The sequence below is a fragment of the Luxibacter massiliensis genome, from assembly GCF_900604355.1.
In the GTDB taxonomy this organism is placed as follows: Bacteria; Bacillota; Clostridia; order Lachnospirales; family Lachnospiraceae; genus Luxibacter; species Luxibacter massiliensis.
Map to the genome: position 1 here is coordinate 2,235,903 of NZ_UWOE01000001.1, position 21,099 is coordinate 2,257,001.

15 protein-coding genes are annotated in these 21,099 nt (G+C 47.7%); 3 read left to right on the forward strand and 12 right to left on the reverse strand.

Annotated features, from left to right (window positions below; genetic code table 11):
- Positions 1–5: 5 nt before the first annotated feature.
- The 4 genes from EFA47_RS10365 to EFA47_RS10380 form a co-directional block, all read right to left on the reverse strand.
- Positions 6–1,892, reverse strand: a complete 1,887-nt coding sequence (locus EFA47_RS10365; RefSeq protein ID WP_122643203.1) for an NADH-quinone oxidoreductase subunit NuoF — start codon at positions 1,890–1,892, stop codon at positions 6–8.
- A gap of 3 nt (positions 1,893–1,895) precedes the next feature.
- Positions 1,896–2,369: a complex I 24 kDa subunit family protein gene (locus EFA47_RS10370; RefSeq protein WP_122643204.1), complete on the reverse strand. Its 474-nt coding sequence runs from the start codon at positions 2,367–2,369 to the stop codon at positions 1,896–1,898.
- 215 nt (positions 2,370–2,584) lie between these two features.
- On the reverse strand, positions 2,585–3,622 hold the full coding sequence (locus EFA47_RS10375; protein ID WP_164689974.1) for a carbohydrate kinase family protein: 1,038 nt from the start codon (positions 3,620–3,622) through the stop codon (positions 2,585–2,587).
- Positions 3,623–3,859: 237 nt separating this feature from the next.
- Positions 3,860–6,586, reverse strand: a complete 2,727-nt coding sequence (locus EFA47_RS10380) for a glucosidase family protein (protein WP_122643206.1) — start codon at positions 6,584–6,586, stop codon at positions 3,860–3,862.
- Between the two features lie 220 nt (positions 6,587–6,806).
- Here EFA47_RS10380 and EFA47_RS10385 point away from each other — a divergent pair, with 220 nt between their 5' ends.
- Positions 6,807–7,793 carry a LacI family DNA-binding transcriptional regulator gene (locus EFA47_RS10385; protein ID WP_122643207.1) on the forward strand — a complete coding sequence of 329 codons (987 nt, stop codon included), beginning with the start codon at positions 6,807–6,809 and terminating at the stop codon, positions 7,791–7,793.
- 59 nt (positions 7,794–7,852) lie between these two features.
- Here the strand turns inward: EFA47_RS10385 and EFA47_RS10390 are convergent, their stop codons facing one another.
- The 6 genes from EFA47_RS10390 to EFA47_RS10415 form a co-directional block, all read right to left on the reverse strand.
- Positions 7,853–8,740: a glycyl-radical enzyme activating protein gene (locus EFA47_RS10390; protein ID WP_164689975.1), complete on the reverse strand. Its 888-nt coding sequence runs from the start codon at positions 8,738–8,740 to the stop codon at positions 7,853–7,855.
- A 14-nt stretch (positions 8,741–8,754) separates the two neighbouring features.
- Entirely contained in the window at positions 8,755–11,001 is a 2,247-nt protein-coding gene (locus EFA47_RS10395; protein WP_122643209.1) for a pyruvate formate lyase family protein, read from the reverse strand.
- Between the two features lie 14 nt (positions 11,002–11,015).
- The gene (locus tag EFA47_RS10400) at positions 11,016–12,038 is read right to left on the reverse strand and encodes a zinc-dependent alcohol dehydrogenase (protein ID WP_122643210.1); all 1,023 of its coding nucleotides are present in this window, start codon (positions 12,036–12,038) and stop codon (positions 11,016–11,018) included.
- 103 nt (positions 12,039–12,141) lie between these two features.
- Complete coding sequence (locus EFA47_RS10405) at positions 12,142–13,002, reverse strand: carbohydrate ABC transporter permease (protein ID WP_122643211.1); 861 nt, start codon at positions 13,000–13,002, stop codon at positions 12,142–12,144.
- Positions 13,003–13,007: 5 nt separating this feature from the next.
- On the reverse strand, positions 13,008–13,898 hold the full coding sequence (locus tag EFA47_RS10410) for a carbohydrate ABC transporter permease (protein WP_122643212.1): 891 nt from the start codon (positions 13,896–13,898) through the stop codon (positions 13,008–13,010).
- Positions 13,899–14,006: 108 nt separating this feature from the next.
- Positions 14,007–15,341, reverse strand: a complete 1,335-nt coding sequence (locus EFA47_RS10415) for an ABC transporter substrate-binding protein (protein ID WP_122643213.1) — start codon at positions 15,339–15,341, stop codon at positions 14,007–14,009.
- 302 nt (positions 15,342–15,643) lie between these two features.
- Here EFA47_RS10415 and EFA47_RS10420 point away from each other — a divergent pair, with 302 nt between their 5' ends.
- Entirely contained in the window at positions 15,644–17,041 is a 1,398-nt protein-coding gene (locus tag EFA47_RS10420) for a family 43 glycosylhydrolase (RefSeq protein WP_122643214.1), read from the forward strand.
- 66 nt (positions 17,042–17,107) lie between these two features.
- Complete coding sequence (locus EFA47_RS10425) at positions 17,108–18,031, forward strand: class II fructose-bisphosphate aldolase (protein ID WP_122643215.1); 924 nt, start codon at positions 17,108–17,110, stop codon at positions 18,029–18,031.
- 116 nt (positions 18,032–18,147) lie between these two features.
- Here EFA47_RS10425 and EFA47_RS10430 read toward each other — a convergent pair whose 3' ends face one another.
- Positions 18,148–19,323 (reverse strand): SpoIIE family protein phosphatase, encoded by a 1,176-nt coding sequence (locus EFA47_RS10430; RefSeq protein WP_122643216.1) that lies wholly within the window; start codon positions 19,321–19,323, stop codon positions 18,148–18,150.
- A gap of 1 nt (position 19,324) precedes the next feature.
- Positions 19,325–21,037: a [Fe-Fe] hydrogenase large subunit C-terminal domain-containing protein gene (locus tag EFA47_RS10435; RefSeq protein WP_122643217.1), complete on the reverse strand. Its 1,713-nt coding sequence runs from the start codon at positions 21,035–21,037 to the stop codon at positions 19,325–19,327.
- Between the last annotated feature and the right edge of the window lie 62 nt (positions 21,038–21,099).

Consider the following 21,099-nt stretch of genomic DNA (forward strand, 5'->3'; position numbering starts at 1 on the left):
TCCTCCTACCCTTCTATATGTATTGCGCCGAAAGCACATGCACTCTCACAGGCGCCGCACTTAATACATTTTTCATTGTCAATCACATATGGTTCCTTTATCCTTCCGCTGATAGCGCCTACGGGACAGTTCCTTGCACATTTAGAACATCCCTTGCACCGTTCCTCACTGATAATAAATCTCCGAAGTGCAGTACATGTGTGGGAAGTACATTTCTTCTCAACAACATGCTCCAAATATTCCTCACGGAACAGTTTCAAAGTACTCATGACCGGCAGCGCCGCGCTTTTCCCCAGGCCGCAGAGTGCAGTCTCCGTGATCGTGGTGGCAAGTTCCTCCAGCAGGTCCAAATCCTCTGGTTTTCCATTTCCCGCCACGATCCTTTCCAGAATCTCCAGCATCCTTTTTGTACCTTCCCGGCAGGGAACACATTTTCCGCAGCTCTCGTTCTGTGTAAAATTCATGAAGAAGCGGGCCACCTCGACCATACAGGTACGGCTGTCCATGACTACCAGTCCGCCTGAGCCTATCATTGCCCCCATCTTTTTTAAAGAATCAAAATCCAGCTCTACGTCCAGATGAGGGGTTATCAGGCATCCTCCTGAAGGCCCTCCTATCTGTACAGCCTTAAACTCTCCGTCTCCTTTAATGCCTCCCCCAATATCGTAGATGACCTCTCTTAAGGTAGTCCCCATAGGAACTTCAATCAATCCCGTATGTTTCACGCTTCCGGTCAGGGCGAAAGCCTTTGTCCCGGGACTGTTCTCTGGCCCAATACTCTTAAACCACTGGGCCCCCTCCTGGATAATCATAGGCACATTGGCAAAGGTTTCCACGTTATTGAGGACTGTCGGCTTGGCGAACAGCCCCTGCTCTACTGTCCTTGGAGGCTTCACCCTGGGCATCCCCCGGTTTCCTTCGATGGAGGCTGTCAGGGCGCTTCCTTCCCCACATACGAAAGCGCCCGCCCCTCTGTTAATGTGCAGCCGGAAGGAAAAACCTGTCCCTAAGATATTATCGCCTAAAAGTCCGCAGCTCTCGGCCTGTTCAATGGCCAGCTTCAGCCTGCTGATTGCCAGAGGATACTCTGCGCGCACATAGACATACCCCTCCTGTGCGCCTACAGCGTAGGCGGCAATCATCATGCCTTCAATCATCTTATGGGGGTCGCCCTCCATGATGCTTCTATCCATGAATGCCCCCGGGTCACCTTCATCCCCATTACAGACTACAAAGCGCACCTTCTCCGGCTGCCTTGCCACCTGGGACCATTTATAACCTGTCTGGAAGCCGCCGCCCCCACGCCCCCGCAGGTTAGATTCTGTAATCTCCTGTATAACCTCCTGGGGTTTCATTTCGAACAAAACCTTTTCCAAGGCACAATAGCCGCCTGTGGATATGTATTCCTGAATGTGCTCAGCATCAATATGGCCGCAGTTTTTCAAGACATTTCTTGTCTGCTTCTTATAAAAAGGAATGTCCTCCTGCTTCTGGTATTCTACTCCATCCTGTTTAAAAAGCAGGTGCCGGATAGGCTCCCCCTTTTCTATTGTCCTGTGGAAAATCTCGTCACAGTCCTCTGGCTGTACTTTTGTATACAAAATACCATGGGGTTCGATCCTCATCAGGGGGCCCATCTCACAGAAACCATGGCATCCACTTTTCTTAACTCCGATTGCGCCGTCACCGTGGGCGATCTCAGGCCCAAAATGAACCTCCACATCTGGATTCTCTTTTGCCAGCTCACACATTCTGTCAAATATAGCTCCTGATCCTCCTGCCAGGCATCCGGTTCCCGCACAAATCAGCACTCTGCATTTACTGCTCTCCATCTGTATCTTTGAAGCCTTGCGGACCTGCCCCAGATCCTCTCTGTTTTTAATTCTTTCCATTTTCTAAGCTCCTCTCAATTCGTGAATCAATTCTGCCGCCGCATCTGGGGTCATTGCCGGGTATACTTTATCATTTACTGTCAGGACCGGCGCAAGTCCGCAGGCGCCGAGGCAGGAGACGGTTTCCAGCGTAAAGAGCATATCATCCGTTGTAGCTTTGTCCTTTGAGAGTCCCAGCTCACTGTAAAGCCTTTCCAGGATGGGAATAGATTTGCGCACATGACAGGCTGTCCCGTCACATACTTTTATGATATATTTTCCTTTTGGCTCAAAAGAAAAATTCTCATAAAAAGTCGCTACACTGTAGGCCTTGGCTTCATTGATTCCCAGCTTACTGGCAACATAGCTTAGAAGCTCTGGCGGAAGGTAGCGGTATTCAGTCTGAATATCCTGGATAATAGGGATAAGGGATGCCTGTTCGTCACCGTGTGATGCTATGATCTCGTCAGCCTTATCATAATAGGTCTGTTCTAACATGGGATACCTCCTTTAAAATATACTCTCTTTATCAACTGAGCATATGTATTATATAGTTAAAATTTTATCAATTAAGCACTATTATATGTTAAATTCCACTAATAATCAATATGAAATCGAAAAAAATAATAGGGAAATATGACAGGCGCCCGCCGTATCTAAGATTCAATTTATGGCAAAATTCTGTATCTCCAATGTATACCTGGATTTAGAATTCATGGCCTGTGCCGTTGGGCTATTTCAGAAATCCCCCTCGCCAATTCTATCCCGAGCCTTTCCATCTCAGCAAGACGCCTCATGCCGCTGATGGAATCTTCCGCTGTCAGGCTGCACACTGCAGATAGATTGGCAAACTGCAGCGCCTCCTTAACCGGATACTCCTGGTATAACGCATACAGCATGCCGGCGCAGAAGGCATCCCCTGCCCCCACGCTGCCTTTTATAAAACCCTCTGGGAGGCAAAATCCGGGGGCCTCCCAATAGTTCCCCTGGCAGTCCAGGGCGTATCCCCCCTCGGGTGCATGGATTACAGCCAGCGTCCCCACACCCATACGGTGTAAACGCAGTAAAATTTCTTTTATTTTTTTCTTGTCAATATTCCCCTGCCTATCCCGGGGGGTAATGTCAGTGATATTCCCCCCTTCTATTTCATTGGCTATAAAATAGTCACAGTACTTCAGGCAGGGCGCCACAACCTGGCCAAACCGCCCGCCCTCCTCACTGGCCACATCCATGGATGTCTGAATCCCTCTTTTCTGGGCCATCGCAAGTGTCTTTGCCATCACGCTCCCATAAACCTCCTCCCTGGCATCCATTGCATCCAGCAGAAGCGCGTACCCTATGTGTAAGATGGATGCCTCCATACAGGCTATTTCCTCCTCTGAAAGTACAAATTCTTTATTTGCCCCTCTTCTGTGAAAAAAAGTCCTTTCTCCAGTAGCTTTCACGGACATAACATCTGTATAAGAAGTGCTTTCCTCTGGTGAATACTGTATGCCTTCCACAGGCACCCCAAGTTTTTTTAACTGGCTGCGTATAAATTCACCATCCTCATCCGTCCCTGTACGCCCATAACAGGAAAGGGGGATGGAGCTATCCATAATTGCCAGGCCTGCCGCTGTATTCCCGGCGCATCCTCCAATACACCGGTATTCTTTTTCTATATTGCATAACATTCCCCTGGCTGGCCAGATATCTGTTATTTTTACATGGTCTACAATCAGATTGCCTGCAACTGCAATTCCTTTCCTCATTTCCTCTCCTCCTTTAAAACCATCCATTTTATCATGATACTCAAAATACATGTATTACGGGGTGCCCTGTGGGTATACCCTATTGGACGTAGTCCACCCGTCCGAAGGACATGTGTTACGGGGTGCCCTGGGGGCATACCCTATTGGACGTAGTCCACCTGTCCGAAGGACATGTGTTACGGGGTGCCCTGGGGGTATACCTTATTGGACGTAGTCCACCTGTCCGAAGGACATGTGTTACGGGGTGCCCTGGGGGCATACCTTGATGTCTACTTCATGTCTGCCGCTTAACTCTGCCGGTATATAGGATACCTCCTGTCCGTCCAAAAGTATCTGCCTTCCCCCCGGCGTACTGACTATATCATAAACACCCTTGCCAAAACGCAGGCCTGTAAGGCGTATCTGGTGAAGTCCTGTGGTTTCCGTATCTGGACAAAACACAGGATTCAGGTACATTCCTTTTTCATCATAGCTTATGCCCAGCAGGCCATAAAAAATTGTAGATATAAATCCCGCCGCATGCCATAGCTGCCCAGGCCACCGCCATGCCCTTCCTGTGTCCACATCCACCACTTCATAAAAGGTTCTATTGATTATAGCATTTCTCACCTGCTGCATTAAAAGTTTCCAGACAAGCGCAAAGTTGCCTGTCTCACAGGCCGCAGCTGCAATTCCGGCATTCCACACGCCCCAGCTGCTATGGCAGAAATGGTTTTTCTCTTTCCGGCAGGGAAACAAATCCAGGCCAAATTCCGTCATGGCGGCCTGCTCCATCTGTTCAAGCATCCGGTATTTTTGTCCCGGGCCTGCAATCTTAAATCTGCCCCACACCGCGCCCTCCGCGCCTGATGTCTCCCACATACTATACGCCCAAGCATCGCTTCCCTTCGGGCCGCTTGTAAAATACCCTGCCTCCTCCTTCCAGAATTCTTTCCTGATCCTCTCTCGCATCCGGCGCCCTATATCCCCATACTGCCCGAATATCTTATTTTCTTCTCCCAACAGACAGGCCATCCGCTCCATACAAAGAAACGCTTCCATATAATAAATCTCTGTGCTCAGGCAGTACCCGCCTGCCTCTGCCTCCTCGAATGCGTCGTTAGAGGTAGACTGGCAGGCTTTGACCAATCCCCTGGCAGGGTCAAAATGCCTGCAGGCCTCCTCCATCCTGCCGCACAGATCTCCCCAAGTATCATAGATCAGGGAAACATCCCCTGTCACACAATAATAATCCCATATCCCCACTGCCGGCATGGCAAGTCCGTCTGCGCCATTGTCAAATCCCTTTGATGCCGTATACCGCAGCGTCCGGTATGCCCCCTCCCGGTCTAACAGGGTACCGCACCGTATTGCTGTATGGGTCGTATCTCTTAGCCATACACCAAAGCCTTCCCCTTTCCCCTGGAACAAACCACTGCCCCACATCCCTTCCTGGCCGGGCATGGCGTAATCCTCTGAACTGCAGAGGAAAAACACCTCGCATGCTATGTTATATGCCACATCCAAAACAGGGATTCCCGTATACAGTTCAGGGAACTTTCCAAGGCTGTCAGGTATTTGGTGGAAGGGGCCTCTATGTATCTGCCTGCACATATCTCCCCAGGGAGTCTTTCTCCAGCAGAATTCCTCCGTGACCCTGGGCCATGAGAGTACTTTGTCTCTGTCCATTACATATGCCGGAGGCTCACCGTAACATTGGTCTCTAATATACGTGTCATAAATCTGGAATGAGGGACTATCATAGATAAGCTTTCCACTAGCCGCCTCCATCCCTTTATATTCCTCTGGATAACGGGTACTTCTCAACCCAAAAAGCTCTGCCGACATGATTACTGCTGATTGTTTTCTGTCCCGCACCAGAAGGATTTCAGATTCCTGCACTGGAACCTTAAAGTCAATATTCCCTGCAATTCCTTCCTTGGGACTGGCTTCTGCAGGGCACTCCCTCTCAAAGAACTCCACCAGGACATGCCCCTGTGCCAGTATTTCCATAATCCCTTGGTCATACCAAAGCTGCAGGCAAAGTAGGTTCTCCTGGGGTTCTGCCCGCATTTGGGCACCCCTGCACACCAAATTTTTCGTATTACGGTTCCACAAAATATGGCATCCACATATTGCAATCTCTATTTCTTCAGAGTCTCTTATATCAATTTTTAAAAGCAGTTCAAAGGCGGCGGCATATATATCCTCCCCGGCTCCCTCACCTTCCTTAATCTGAATGTCCGGCCAGACCCCTGGTGAAATGCGGAACCTTAGATTCTCACAGAAATCTTCCTCCAACCTCACATCCCTCCATTCTCTTTTCCAGAGACGGATATGTCTGGCAGCTTTCAGAGGTACAAGTAATCCTCCTTTTTTTTCAAAGACCTGTGATAAAAAATTGCTATATGCTCCCCCCGTATGATCTGATGCGGCCAGCTCATAAACGTGCCCATCCCATTGAAACCAGTATACAGACGTAATCCTGCCGGCCCAGTTTTCAAACCCGCATTTCTGGCAGTAGACGGGAATATGTTCCCCCCTCTCTAACAGGCCGCTGATTTTTGCCGGCATCTTCCAGTGAAAGAGATCCCGGCTTCTCACCGTGCGTATGACAGCTTCCCCGTCATCCTCCAGCATTCGGTGCTGTATCTGAAAATTCCATATGCCCGATCTCCTGTACAATCTCAGAATATACCCAAAGGTCCCGCACTCCGGGGCCAGGTGGAAGAGCGGCCGGATCCTTTCATACTGCATCCTCTCCAGAACTTCATCTCCCAGAAGCTGTATGGCCCTCCCTCCCACCCTGCCTTCCTTTGTGCGGAGTTTTACCTCCCTGTCAGTTTCCTCCATCAGAAAATACCCCCACTTATCAGGGAATCCTTCTGCCAGCCTGACTTGTAATTCCTTCTCTTTTATCCCGTCCTTGTATACTCCAAGGGACACTATGGGATTGTCTTTTGCCAATGGTATTTTTATTAACATTTCGCGTCCTCTACATTTCATATTGTATTGCTTTTTATAATAAAAACCGATATAATCAAAAACATAAATGTTCATTTTTCATAGCTTTGGCTGCCTGTCTGCTTATCCCAATTGGCAGGATTCCCAAATATTCAGGCCCCGATGGGGAACCCATGGATAGGATAAGTTTTCAGACACACAGTAAGGCAAATATAAATCATCGCAAACGAAAGGTTCTACTATGGCTACTATCAAAGATGTCGCTGCCAGGTCCGGCGTTTCTGTGGGGACAGTTTCCCGCGTTTTGAATAAAAGAGGATATATATCGCAGGAGACCTATCAAAAGGTTTACCAGGCTATGGAGGATTTGAATTATCAGCCTAACCAGATTGCACGCAACCTTTTCAGCCAGCGTACATATACAATAGGCCTGCTTCTTCCCGATATTTCCCATCCTTATTTCTCAGAACTTACCCGGGAACTTGAGCTTTTATTATATGAATCAGGATATAAAGTGTTATTATGTAACACAAAGGAAAATGCAAACCGGGAGCAGGATTATATTAAGATGCTCCAGCAGAATAAAGTGGATGGCATTATCATTGCCACACATATGCTCAAAAGCAAGGAATATGAGAATATTGACCTGCCTATCGTCGGCTGTGATATGGTACTTGGCCGGAACATACCGTCCGTCCACTACGACCACCGCTTGGGGGGGCGGCTTGCCGCAGAGAAGCTGATCGCCAATGGATGTAAAAACATTCTCCAATTTAGCGGTTATTCGGCCATCCCCTCACCGGCCTTGGAAAGGCACCGGGTTTTTGAGGAGGTCTGCGCGCTCCACCAGGTGAACTGTATCACTTACGAGCTGGCAGCCGATGAATTTAAAAGAGAGTCCTATACACAGATTATTGATGCACTGCTTGAGCATCATCCTGAGATCGACGGACTCTTTTCTACAGATATTATAATCGCCTATGCCCTGCGCTGTGTATATGACCGGGGTATACGGGTTCCAGAGCAGGTCAAGGCAGTAGGGTATGACGGCATCGAGCTCACCCATCTGCTCACCCCCCCGCTCACCCACATCCGCCAGCCCTTAAAGGAATTATCCCAGGTACTGGTGGACACACTTTTAAAGAAAATCAAGGGGGAAGAGATAACAGAGCAGGAAATTATTCTTCCCGGACTGGTCATGGTGGACGGTAAAACAACATTGGTGTAGGCCTCCTTACTATATATCCGTTCCATGCACCTGCCTTTAAAGCCAGTCCCGCAGCGCTTTCAGCCAGATATCCTAACAGAGGCCCCCTGCTCCTTAAAATCATTTGCTGCCTTTTCAAGCACTTCTCTGGAGGGAGCCGTAAAGGCAGCATTCTTTTTGCCCAATTCTGCATATTTCCCCTCCCCCAGTCTGTGATATGGGAGCAGTTCTATCATTTTTACATTTTTTCTTCCCCTAAGAAAACAGGCCAGGGGTTTTACCGCACTCTCCTGAATTTCACCTATAAAAGGGATTCTGACGATAATCTGCGAGATTCTTTCCAGTTTTTCAAAATTCTCCAGTATCCTTTCATTAGATATACCAGTATATCTTTGATGCATCCCGCTGTCCCAAAGCTTTAAATCATATAAAAATACATTTGTGAAGGGAATCACCTTTTCAAAATTTTCAAACGGGACATTCCCCGCTGTATCTACTGCTGTATGGATTCCCGCAGACTTAAGTCCCTCCAGCAGACATGCGGCCCCCTCTGCCTGCAGAAGAGGCTCACCGCCTGAACAAGTCACTCCGCCTCCAGAAATTTCATACAGAGCCTTATCCTTTAATACCTCCTGTAAAACCTGCCCTGTGTCCATTGTAAACCCTACCTGGCGCACTGCCCCTGCCATACATACACGGGCGCAGCCGCCGCATCCTCTGCATAAGGAGCGTTCATAGACAAGCTTTTCCCCCCGTAAGTACCGGGCCCCTGCCTGGCAGGCTCTTGTACAGGCCCCGCAGGATATACACCTGCTTTGATTCCATTGAATCTGCCTCCCACTCTCAAATGACTCTGGATTATGGCACCAGGCACATCTAAGATTACATCCCTGAAAGAATATAGTCGTCCTGATTCCCGGCCCGTCATGGAGGGACATCCGCTGTATATTAAATAGATTTACTTCCACCTGGCACCTCACTCCTATCCTGCAATCCGCTTTGCCCGGTTCACAATTTCTATCTGCATCTCCCTGTCCAGCGTCACAAACCTGGCACTGTAGCCGCAAACCCGGACTACCAGGTTTTGGTGCCTGTGGGGATTTTTAAGCGCATCCTCCAAAGCCGCCGCATCCACAACATCAAAATCAAATACATTCCCGCCGCATTTCTGGAAATAGCGGATTAAAGATTCAAAAACCTTTTCATCACAGCCGGCCAAAGTCAGAGGCATCTCAAAATACATCACTGCCGTCCCCGGATACTTGCTTAAATCTATATCGGCCAGAGAATGCACCATTTGTGCAATTGTTGTGTTTACATCCTCTGCCGGGTTAATGCCCCTGGATAATGACTCCCCGCCCTTCCGGCCATTTGGCGTGGCTCCTGTTTTTGCTTTCAGCCATTCGTATCCATAGAAAGACCACAGGGCAGCCTCGTACTGCCCTCCCCGGGTATTCGGCATTCCAGATACAATAACAGACATGTCATCATAAATTCTTTTTGTAAGTTCTTTTATCTCATCCTCATCTTTGCCGTATTTTGCCACCTTGTTTTTGAGCCACAGGCGAATCTGCTCTTCCCCCTCAAAGTTTGTGGCCAGAAGTTCTTTCATGGCCTCCCAGCTTATTTTTTTGTCCGCAAACACGGATTTATATATGGCATACATGGAATCAATAAACGTACCGATTCCACTGACAGCAAAGGTATTCCCATTATATTTTGCCCCTCCTTCTGATACATCCCTTGCCTTTTCAATACACCCCTCAATGGTGGAGGAATATAAAGGACAAGGATTATAATACTTCCAGAAATTCTCGAACTCGTTATAATGCCAGGTAACTGCATTGACGATCAACTTTAAATTATAAAATACTCTTGCATAAAATTCTTCAAAATCCCGGCACCATTCCAAGGATATTGGGACAATCCTTTCCTGTTCAAAAAACGCATACTGGCTGGGGAATATCATCATCAACAGATATTTGGAAGGATTCAGGTAACAGAAGGCCCGGGATCCAAATTCCGTATTGGCCAGAACTGGCTCCTGGCAGCCCCCTGACACATAAAGCCGGGCGTCCTGAAGTTCTTTCCCCTTATCCATAAACCCCTTTATCAGAACTTCATCGTTGAATACAGAAAGTACATTTGTGCCCGATGCCGCCAATTTTCCTACCAAACTGTAGTATGCATCCGGCGCCCCCTTAGAAAACCTGGCCTGCAGCTTTGGGTTTACAAATCTGTATTCCAGATATGCCTCGATTACAAACCTGGTAATATCATTAAATACTGGCTTTCCCTCTGCATCACATCCGCCAATATTTAAACTTGTGTTTGTGCCGTAGGGTGTGTCCCCAAGGTCCCATCTGGCGTCTGTCAGCGCTACAAACCAAGTGATGAGTTCTTTTGCCTCTTCCCGGGTTATAATGCCGGCCTCCAGATCCCTGGTATAATACTTTTCCAGGATCCTGTCTATATGCCCCAGTATGGCAAATCCAAGAGATTCAAAGGAATTGCCGATTTCCCGCAAATACCAAAAAGTATTCAAGGCTTCATAGAAAGTTTCTGCAGGATATATGGGGCATTTCTGCGCCCCGCGGCTAATCCTCATCAGTCTCTCTCTGACCTCTGGGCAGGCTTCATTTTCCAGTATTTCTTCAGCTTTTTTTGCAAATCTTTTTGTCAGTGTTATCAAAGAATCCTGTGCCGCAATCACACTCTCAAGAAAATCCCGCCCCTGTGCTTCTGTTACATGGCAAAGCTTTTCCTCTGCCGCCCTTTTGATGCCTGCGAATCCATGCTTAAGTACAGCCTCAACTCCCATGGCATGGTGGGCGCAGTCCATATACATGGTAGAATCTATGATATCCTCTTCCATATAAGGGCCGGCCCACCCCTGGAATTTTTCTAAAAACCCCGACCTGTCTGTACGCATTAGCCAGCTGTCCAACCCTGGGATGGGGGGATAGGCTGCTCCCACAGAATTTCTGATACGCCCCGTCACCACTTCAAAGTAAAAAGGGCAATGCCTGAAAACTTTCACTTCACATTCGCTGGCAATCACCTGGTAGATCCAGGTTTTCTTTTTCAGGGGCGAAGCCTGGGGGAAAGCCTTCAGCTTATCATCCAGCATTCTTTCCTGCCTGCTTACATCTGCCGGGAACCTGCGGTAATGTGCATCCAGCTCTTCCATAAACGCGTCATATTCATCCGCAAATCTTAATGTATGCATGTCCTTAGCCTCCCTTAAAATTCGAGTACTACTTTCAGTCCCTCTCTGGACCTCACCAGTTCTATGCCCCGCTGGTATTCCTCAAGGGGCAGTTTGTGGGTCACAAAGTCCTTCAGGTCCAGCTGTCCGCTTTGGATATACCCAAGCACCTCCTGGTGGACTTTTCTTTCTTCCCTGGCGATTGGCCACTGGACTGCATGTATCTGAAAATTATAGGGAGCCTTATCCCAGTCAATCCTGTCGCCTGTGTGCATACCAATCCCATACACCCCTATCTTCCCAGTTTCTTTTACCACCTGCATCCCCTGGTCTATAATCTGGGTCCGGCCCACACAGTCTACAAACAGATCCACACCCTCAGGCACATAAGACTGTATCGCACTAACCAGGTCAGTCTCCTTTGAATTTACAGCCAAATCTGCCCCCAGCCGCCTGGCCGCCTCAATACGTTTTGAGTGGTGCCCTCCCAGCACCACTTTCCTGGCGCCCATCAGTTTGCTCAGGGCTGCCATGGAAAGGCCCACCGGCCCACATCCAATCACCGCCACATCCATGCCTTTTTCTAACCCCAGACGGTGAAGGGCGCTGCAGATCTCCTTAAGGGTGATAATCATGGTGCCCTCTGCCGGATCTATATCCCCTGGAATCACCTGCTGCGTACAGGTTCCTATGTCGGCCTCAAGGCCGTCCTCCACTCTCGCATCATAGTCATTTACATATCCGTACTGGGCAAAGCTGCCCCAAAGGCTGTTATAGGAGGCGCTGCTTTTGAGTATTGTCCGCAGCACCCTGTCGCCCGCCTGGTAATTCCTGACCTTTTTGCCCACCTTTATCACTTCCCCCACAGACTCATGCCCCAGCACTGCTGGGTAATCTGTGAATCCCCGCAGGCCTCCTTCTATCAATTTCAGATCCGTCCCATTACAAATCCCACAGGCCAGTGTTCTCGTCAGCACCTCATAGTCATCCGGCTCCGGCATTGGGACATCCGCAGCCAGCCTGAGTTTCCCATCACCTGTTACAATCAATCCTTTCATTATTCCTTCTCCTTTCCAGAACCCCTATACTTATTGAACAACTAATGTCCAAAAAGTATAAATCATCATTTACTTTCCCACTGATCACAGGCCAAATTGGGAGCTATCCTTTGACTGCCCCGGCAGTCATGCCTTCTATAATATATTTCTGGAAAAATCCATAGAAAATCACCTGAGGCGTCATAATCATAAGGCTGGCGGCAATAATCCCTCCATAATCAATACTGTACCTCCCTTTGAACATGGAGATTCCCAGGGAAATTGTAGCCTTGGAGGCATCGTCTATCAATGTAACGGCCAGGGGAAACTCATTCCATATGTACAGCACGTTAAAGATAAAGACCGTGACCAGCACAGGCTTTACAATTGGGACGATAATCCTGTAGATTGTCTGCCACAGACTGCATCCGTCAATAATAGCCGCCTCTTCAATTTCTGTAGGGAATTCCCTTAAAAACCCTGTAAAGATCAGCGTATTAAAGGATACAGAGGTTGCGATATAAGGAAGTATCAAGGAAAAATAACTTCCTTTAAGATGAAAGAGCACTGTCATCCTGTATATAGGAAATAGAAGTACATAAACGGGAATAGCCAGTCCCAGCAGCATAAATGAGTACAAAAAGTTCTGAGTGCGCTCTTTTTTAAATACCATCCGGGTCAGGGCCACTGCGCTTAAAAATGTAACTGCCATCTCAATTGCCATTGTAACAACAGCAACAAACAAAGTATTCCCAATTAACCGAAAGGGGTTCAAGGTCTTTATAGCGTTTACGTAATTACTGAAATCCAGGCTGTCAGGCAGCGCCAGGGGATTCATCAGAATATCCGTATTATTCTTAAAGGAGAGCATAATTACAAACAAGAAGGGAACCATCATAAGCAAAGTAAATATCCCCAGTCCTGCATAAGATAAGATTTTTGCTTTTTGCTTTTTTCCAGATAAGCTTTTTATTCTTCCTGTCATTTTCCTCACCTCACCGTTCTCGCTGCCCGGTTCTTTTTCCTCAGAATCCGCAGGTAAACCAAAGTAATGCTCATTGTTACGGCACAGGTAAATACAGCAATCGACATGCCGTAGCCATATTTACTAGAAATAAATGTTGTATTGTACATATATGTCGTCAGCACCTCTGACATATGGTTGGGACTTCCATTGGTGAGCTGATAGACCAGCTCAAACACTTTAAAGCATCCTGTGACAATCAGGACAGTATTGATGGCAATGGTCTCTTTTAGCATGGGAATCGTTATATATCTTAATGTCTGCCATTTACTGGCGCCATCCATTCCAGCAGATTCATAAATATCTTCCGGGATTGTTTTTAATCCGGCCACAAAGAGGGTGGCATAATACCCTATATTCTGCCACAGATAGATCACTCCTACGCACCAGGGGGTCAGCACCAGTCCGCCTATCCACTGCTGCGTAAAATTTTCAAGTCCCAGCCTGACCAGTATGCCGTTGGCCAGTCCCATTTCCGGGTCAAATATGAACCCCCATATCAACCCTACGATCAAGGGCGCTATAATATTGGGGAGAAATGCCAAGGCTTTAAACACATTTATGCCTTTCATCATTTTATTTAAGGCAAGTCCCAGGGCAAGGGAAGCAGGCAGCAGGATACACAGGCTGATCCCCAGTACAATCACCGTATTTTTTACTGAAACCAGGAAAAATTTATCCTGGAACAGAGTCGCATAATTTCGAAATCCAATCAAATCAGGCGCGCTGACCCCCCGGAAGTTAGTAAAGCTATAATACACAGCAATAAACAGGGGAATAATGATATACGCCAGATATATCAGCAGTGCAGGCCCCAGCATAATAATGAAGTTTTTCTTTTTACTAAACCAGTACATACAGGCAGATCTCCTTTCAGCCAAATCCCGGCTGCTGTATAAGCCTTTAGCATGGAGGCGCAAACCCTTCCATATAAAGCCTGGCCAGCAGCGGGACTACCATTACATTTACTGTGCCAGCAGGATTTCGCTGTCTACCATGTCACACGCTTCCCCAGGTGTATAAACCCCGTTTATCACGCCATAAATGCTGTCATATAGCGCATTTCCATATGCCTCTGTACTTACATTATCCGGCTGCATAATAGGACTCACTGTGTCCTCGCCCATTGCCTCCAGCACTTTTCCAAACACAGGGTGCTCTGTAAGGAATGACTCTTCTATTTCCCCTCCATAGTTGGTCGGCGGAGTACACAGATTGTCGATCATAATTTTTGCGCCCTCGTCACTATAGTAAAATTTGAAGAAATCCAGAATGGCCGCTTCCTTTTCGGGATCCTCAGATACCTTTGCGCTGATACAAAGAGGGGCGTGGGGAACCTGCATACTCACATTTTGATCGCCAATCCCGTCATCAAAAGATACTCCCCAGCTAAATGCAAAGTCATCTTTATATTCACTGCCTTCCAGATAGGAACTCTCCCATGTGCCAGAATCAAACATAGCAGCCTGTCCGCTCATAAACATTTCCTTGGCATCATAATAAGTGCTTGTAGCTACATTGCTGGGGAAAGCGCCTGCCTTGCTCAGCTCCTCCAGCTTTTCATAAAATTTGATGAAATCTGGATTATTGAAGCTTTCTTCCCCCTCCAGAATTTTATCTATTTTATCAAAATACCCATAGCGGCACAGAAGTCCCATAGTACCCCAGACTGAATACGGATCCTGGGCGCCTTTTGCAATCGTAGTTATTCCATTCTCATGAAACACCTGTGCTGCCTCCATAAGCTCATCATAAGTTTCTGGAACTTTTACATGATACTGGTCAAACAGCGCCTGGTTATACCAGAACCCTGTCACCAGCTTCTGATAAGGGAGTCCGTACACAGACCCCTCCACTTCCAGGGAATGGACCATATTGTCATTCATAATCGAAGTTAAATCGTTCTCTGTAATAAAATCATCCAGACAGTACAAATCTCCATTTGCAGCCATCTCTTTTGAAGGGGCAAGCAGGTTAAAAAATACGTCCGGCAGAGTCCCGGCCTGGGCATCCATCTTCATTTTATTATAATGCTCGTTTGTCTCTTCCCCTGTAAGATTAATCTCAACATCTGGGTTCTTTTCCATATAAGCTTTTACCACAGCATATACTGCCGGCTCCTGCTCCTCCACATTGGCCACATGCATGGAGAGCTCGAAGCTTGTTTTCCCTGTGCTGCTGGAGCTATCCTCTGACTGTGCCGCCTTGTCTGCATTGCCCTTTTCCGAACTGCCGCATCCGCCAAGCAGGGAGGCTGCCATTGCAAGACTTAACATGATTGCTGACATTTTCTTTTTCATACGCTTCCATCCTCTCTTTTGTTTTTATTCTGATTATATTAACCGGTTGTTACACAAAATATATCATCATTTTTAATATGTGTCAACCGGTTTTATATCTATTTTTATGGTCATTATGCACAATATTTTATATCTAAAATTATTCATCCTCACGATTTTAATTTATAATTCGATTTTTCGTTGTCTTTCAAATTTCTTTGGTTTATAATCATTTTTATTCATTTACACATTTAATTTTGTATACCCAAAGGGCATCCCCTAAAGGCAGGGCGCTTAAAGGTATATACGAAAGGATGGATACCATGCATCATTTATATTACCAACCAGAAAATGCCTGTTTTGGCGACTGTATGCCTTATGGCCTGGGTTCTGAGTTCTATCTGTTCCACCAGCGCGACAGACGTAACCCCGCTCCTCTGCCAGACTGTGAGCCATTTGGCTGGGATCTGATAACGACAAATGATTTCGTCCACTATCAGGATTATGGCACAGTGATCGGCTGCGGGCAGAAAGATGAACAGGATCAGTTTATATTTGCAGGCAGTATCTTCAAAGCAAAGGGAGAGTACCATGCCTTTTATACGGGATATAACCGGGATTATCCTGCCAGGGGCCTGCCCTCCCAGGTTCTTATGCACGCCAAAAGTCCAGACCTTATTCACTGGGACAAGAGTGGAGAGTCACTTACTTTTGGCCCCCAGAAGGGATATGACCCGACTGACTGGCGGGACCCTTTTGTACTATGGAATGAGGAGAGGCAGGAATACCTGCTGATATTAGGCGCCCGCAAAGAAGGGGACAAGCATTGCTTGAGTGGATGTACTGTTTATTTTACTTCCCAAAATTTAGCTGAATGGAAATTTGGCGGTGATTTTTGGGCGCCAGGCCTCTATACCATGCATGAAATGCCAGACCTTTTTAAGATGGGAGACTGGTGGTATCTGCTCACCACTGAATACAGCCAGAAATGTAAGACCATTTATCGGATGAGTAGGAGCCTGGACGGCCCCTGGCAAAAACCTGCCGACGATGCCTTTGACGGCCGTGCCTACTATGCGGCCCGGACCTTTGCATTAAACGGACACCGGATCCTGTTTGGCTGGGTTCCCACCAGGGCATCTGAATCTGATACATCTGACTTCGTCTGGGGAGGCACCTATATGGCACACGAACTTTACCAGCTTCCTGACGGCACATTGAAAGTAAAGGTCCCAGAAACAGTCTGGGCCGCCTTCAAAGACAAAAAGAGGATCCCCCCAATATATCTGGATGCCCGCTCCTGCCAGATCCACAAGATCATATCTGAGAATCCGGGAAACCTATATTCTTTTGAAGGAGATTTCATATTTACAGAAGGTATGCAGCAATTTGGGATTACCATGCGGGATCATTATGAGACTGGCCAGTACTATCAGTTCACCTTCCTCATATCTGAAAACAGGTTCTGTTTCGAGAAGGTTCCAAACTGGCCCTGGCCTGCAATCCAAAATACAGGACTGGAACGCCCTATTTCACTTACAGCCGGCGCCCCTTTACATATACGGTTAATTGTGGACGATACAATAGCTACGCTCTATGTAAATGGAACCGCATTAAATGCCAGAATGTATGCACAGCCTGGCAAGTCCTTGGGAATTACAGCCTCTGGGACTGCATTGAAAATAGAGAATGCAACATTTTCCAATTGCCTGAAGAAATAATATAGATACATGCGCGCAGCCATTCACCGCACGCACCTAACTGACATAATGAGAAAGGAGTTTTTTATGCTTGCTAATTTGAACGATGTCCTGATCCCAGCCCAAAAAGGCCGCTACGCCGTGGGACTATTTAATGCTGTGAATTTAGAACTGGCCCGGGGGATTATTGCCGCCGCTGAGCAGGCCCACTCTCCTGTTATTTTCGGCTCCGCCGAGGTTCTGCTGCCCTATGGCCCTCTGGAGGAAATTTCCTATTTTCTGATTCCCATGGCCAAAAAAGCTTCCGTGCCTGTGGTTGTACACCTGGACCACGGCCTAAAAAAAGAAACCTGCATCCGCGCCCTGGAGCTTGGTTTCACCTCAGTCATGTATGACTGCTCTGCTCTGCCCTATGAAGAAAATGTAAAGGAAGTACGGGAGATGGTTCGCATTGCCCACTCTTACGGCGCCTCCGTGGAGGCAGAATTAGGGCGCGTGGGAGATAATGAAGGCTCTTTAGAAAGCGCATCCTGCCAGCCTGATCCCGCCCTTTATTATACAGACCCGGCCCAGGCAAAGGATTTTATTCATAAGACAAAGGCTGACGCTTTGGCCGTTTCAGTGGGGACTGCACATGGCGCCTACAAACTGCCCCCCAAATTGGACTTTGAGAGAATACATACGATTTCCAGGACTGTCCCTGTCCCTCTCGTCCTGCACGGAGGATCAGGCCTCACAGACAGCGACTTCCAAAAGGCCATCGCTGCAGGCATCAGTAAAATTAATATATTCACTGATATTAATATCGCTGCCGTAGAGGCTGCCCTTTCTTCCTTCCAGAAAGTAGAGAAAGGTATTATCGACCTTATCCCTGCCGAGGTGGAAGCTGTAAGGCAAACCGTGGCAGCCAAAATCGCCTTGTTTGGCTCCTCTCAAAAAAATCTGCCAGGGGACGATGTAGAAACGCTTGCCGCCCTAGTGGCAAAAGAGGTGCTCCGCCGCCTTACCTGATACTAAACACCAGCATTTCAGATTCCTTTCCTGCCCCCAAAGCAGGCCAGAAGCACAAAGCCAGAGAGCCGGGAGTTTCATTTCTGCTCCCGGCCCTCTGGCTGCCCTTTCCCCCCTTAATAATACTTTACACTGACCCTCTTCCCCATCTTCTCCACTACATTCTGGAGCTGCTCAACCAGATTCATACGGACACTTAAGTCAAAGCTCAGCTCTGAATCCTGATGGGCCTGGTTTACTGCTGTTCCCACAAAAAGATTCAGCTGTGTACACTCCTCAATCAGGATCTTAGCCAACCTGGAGGCGCCATTATTGGCATCCAACTCATCAAAAAATTCTGCGTCAAATTCGTCCCTGACATATCTTTTTAGCAGCTTTAATGCCCTGCCCATAGTCAGTACACCCTCTGTCACCAGGTCAAGGCCCTCTATGACAGCCATGGGGGGTACATCTGGATCATTGTGATCCACTTTCGTGATAATGTCCTTTTTCAGTACCCGGGCCGCAATATTGGCACTGGTACCTCCGGCCACAATCTTTTTCCCTTCCATGTGCATGAATTCATGCATCAATTTTTCATCGTCCTCTTTATGTAAGGGAGGGCCGGTAAATATATTGACCACCCGCCTTTCAATCACCCGGGCAACGGCCACTGTCGTATCGTCCCCCGGCCTCTGCACATACAAATCATCGCATGCCTGGCTGAGCAGGACCGCCAGCCTGGAAGCTGACAAGGTTTTTTTCGTACACTGCAGCGTATATTCTGCCATGTTCTCCCAGGTCCACCCCTGGAGATTGAGGATTTCTCCTGCCCCGGCATAGATCACCCCGTCGCTCATCAGCACAAAACAGTCATTCTGCTTTACCTGGAAACGATATTCATGGATTGTCTTTCCCTCAATACTCCGCTCCTCATAGGGATATTTTACAATCTTTTTATCCCGTATAAACACACATCCCGGGTTGTCAAACTCAGCCAGGTAAGCCTCTCCGCTGTGGAAAATCTGCAGGATGCTGAAAGTGGCATAGGCCACCTTCCGTACCTGGCAGATGGGCAGGGTCTTTGCTATTGTCTCCACACAGGACTCAATGGTGGCTCCCTGAAACATCATTGTACCAAGTATTTTGGAAGTCAGGGTGGCCAGTATATTGGCTTTTACCCCACTCCCCATCCCATCCGCCAGTATCACAATATCTGAGTCCTCTGTCTTTACAATCTCTACTTTGTCTCCACAGAGCTCTTCCTGGTGTTTATTCAGGCTTTTCCATGCCACATCAATACTAACGCTCATATTATCCCTCCTCTTCGTTGAGGATGGAGTCACGCAGTTTTGTCAACGTCACCTTTGTCTCTGCCGTTGTTTCCCCCAAAAGTCCCGCAATTTCCTGGGCCACCATCATCTGCTTCTCAATTACCTTCTGCGCCATCTCCATGGTATCAACCTTCAGGTTATAGTGCTGTTCCTTGATTTTCTCTTCTCTTGTCACATCCTGATATGTCACCAGCACGGAATCCAGGTTCTCAATATATACGATAGTCTCCTCGGCGGTCATACGGCCATTTTCCAGCTGCACCTTTTTATGTATCACCGGCTCCTTTGTATGAAGAGTCTCTTCAATGTCCCCGGCCTCAATAAACTCAAATATGTATCTCTGTACGGCCTCATCCTTCCCCACTCCCAGTAGGTCCTGGGCCCTTTTATTACATTCCCGTATTCTCATGCTGCTGTCTATTATAAAAATCATATTGGGAGTGACATCCATGACCACATTCGACATCGACTCAGCCTGGGTCAAGGCATAGGGCATACACATGGACAGCTCTGCTTTTCCCTGGTAGACGGCAATGGCCTTGTCGCGGCATGTGGGGTATCCGCATGCCCCACAGTTCAGCTCATCCTCAGGTGCATATTTTCCTGTGGATTTTAAAATATCACGGATTTCTTCTTCTGACGGCATCCCGTCCTGCAGTTTATTCTCTTCAAACCTTTTATACAGCTCCTCTGTGCTCATATCCGGCAGGTTTCTGGCAGCTTTGTGGGACACCTGATTCTCAATTTTAATCTTGGCTTTTACATACGATGTATTCCACCTTGCAGACGCCGGGCCTTTTGCACATCCGCCCTCACAGACATTCGCCTCGATAAAACAGTGCTTAAGCTCCCCCCTCTGCAGGCATTCCAGCATCTCCATGCAATTCGACAGTCCGTCTACATAGACCTTGTGGTACGTATCCGCCTCCTCCTCCGCCACCACTGACTGGATCACGCCGCCGCTGATGGGGTACAGACGGTTGACCCTGGGGTCAGGATTTCCCACTGGCTTATCCTGGCATGCATAAATATCTATCTTTTCTTCTTCCAGCCAGATAGCCAGCTCCTCAAAGGTCAGGATTGCGTCGATAGCGCCGGCAACCCTGGCATCTCCAATGGCCTCCTGCTTCTTGGCAATACAGGGGCCCAGAAATACAACCTTCACATCCCCGCCATACAGCTTTTTAATATAACGCCCGTGGGCCACCATGGGGGACACGACCGGGGCAAGCAGCCCCACGCAGTCAGGGTAATACTTTTCCACCAGGTCATTCACACTGGGACAGCAAGTTGTGATAATATTGTCCATCTTTTTCTCACGGATAATCTTCTTATATTCATCCGTCACCATGGCCGCACCCTCGGCTGTCTCCCGCACCTCTGCAAACCCCAGTTTCAGCAGGGCATCCACCACCTGTCCCGGACGCTCAAATTCCAGCACTCCCAGATATGACGGCGCAATAGAAATAATGGTTTTATAACCCTGCCTTAAATATCCTTTCACACGCTCCATATCACTGGCAAATGTCTTGGCATTCTGAGGGCAGATTTCCATACAGCGGCCACAGTTGATACAATGGTCTTTCAAAATATGGGCCTGTTCATTCTGTACCGAAATAGCCTTTACCATACAGTAACGGACACATTTATAGCAATGCCGGCATTTAGCATCCTTAAAATCAATAACTCTCATGTTTATCCAATCCCTCCTATGTTCTGCCACACAAAAAGCGCACAAAGGCCTCCTGCTAAAAC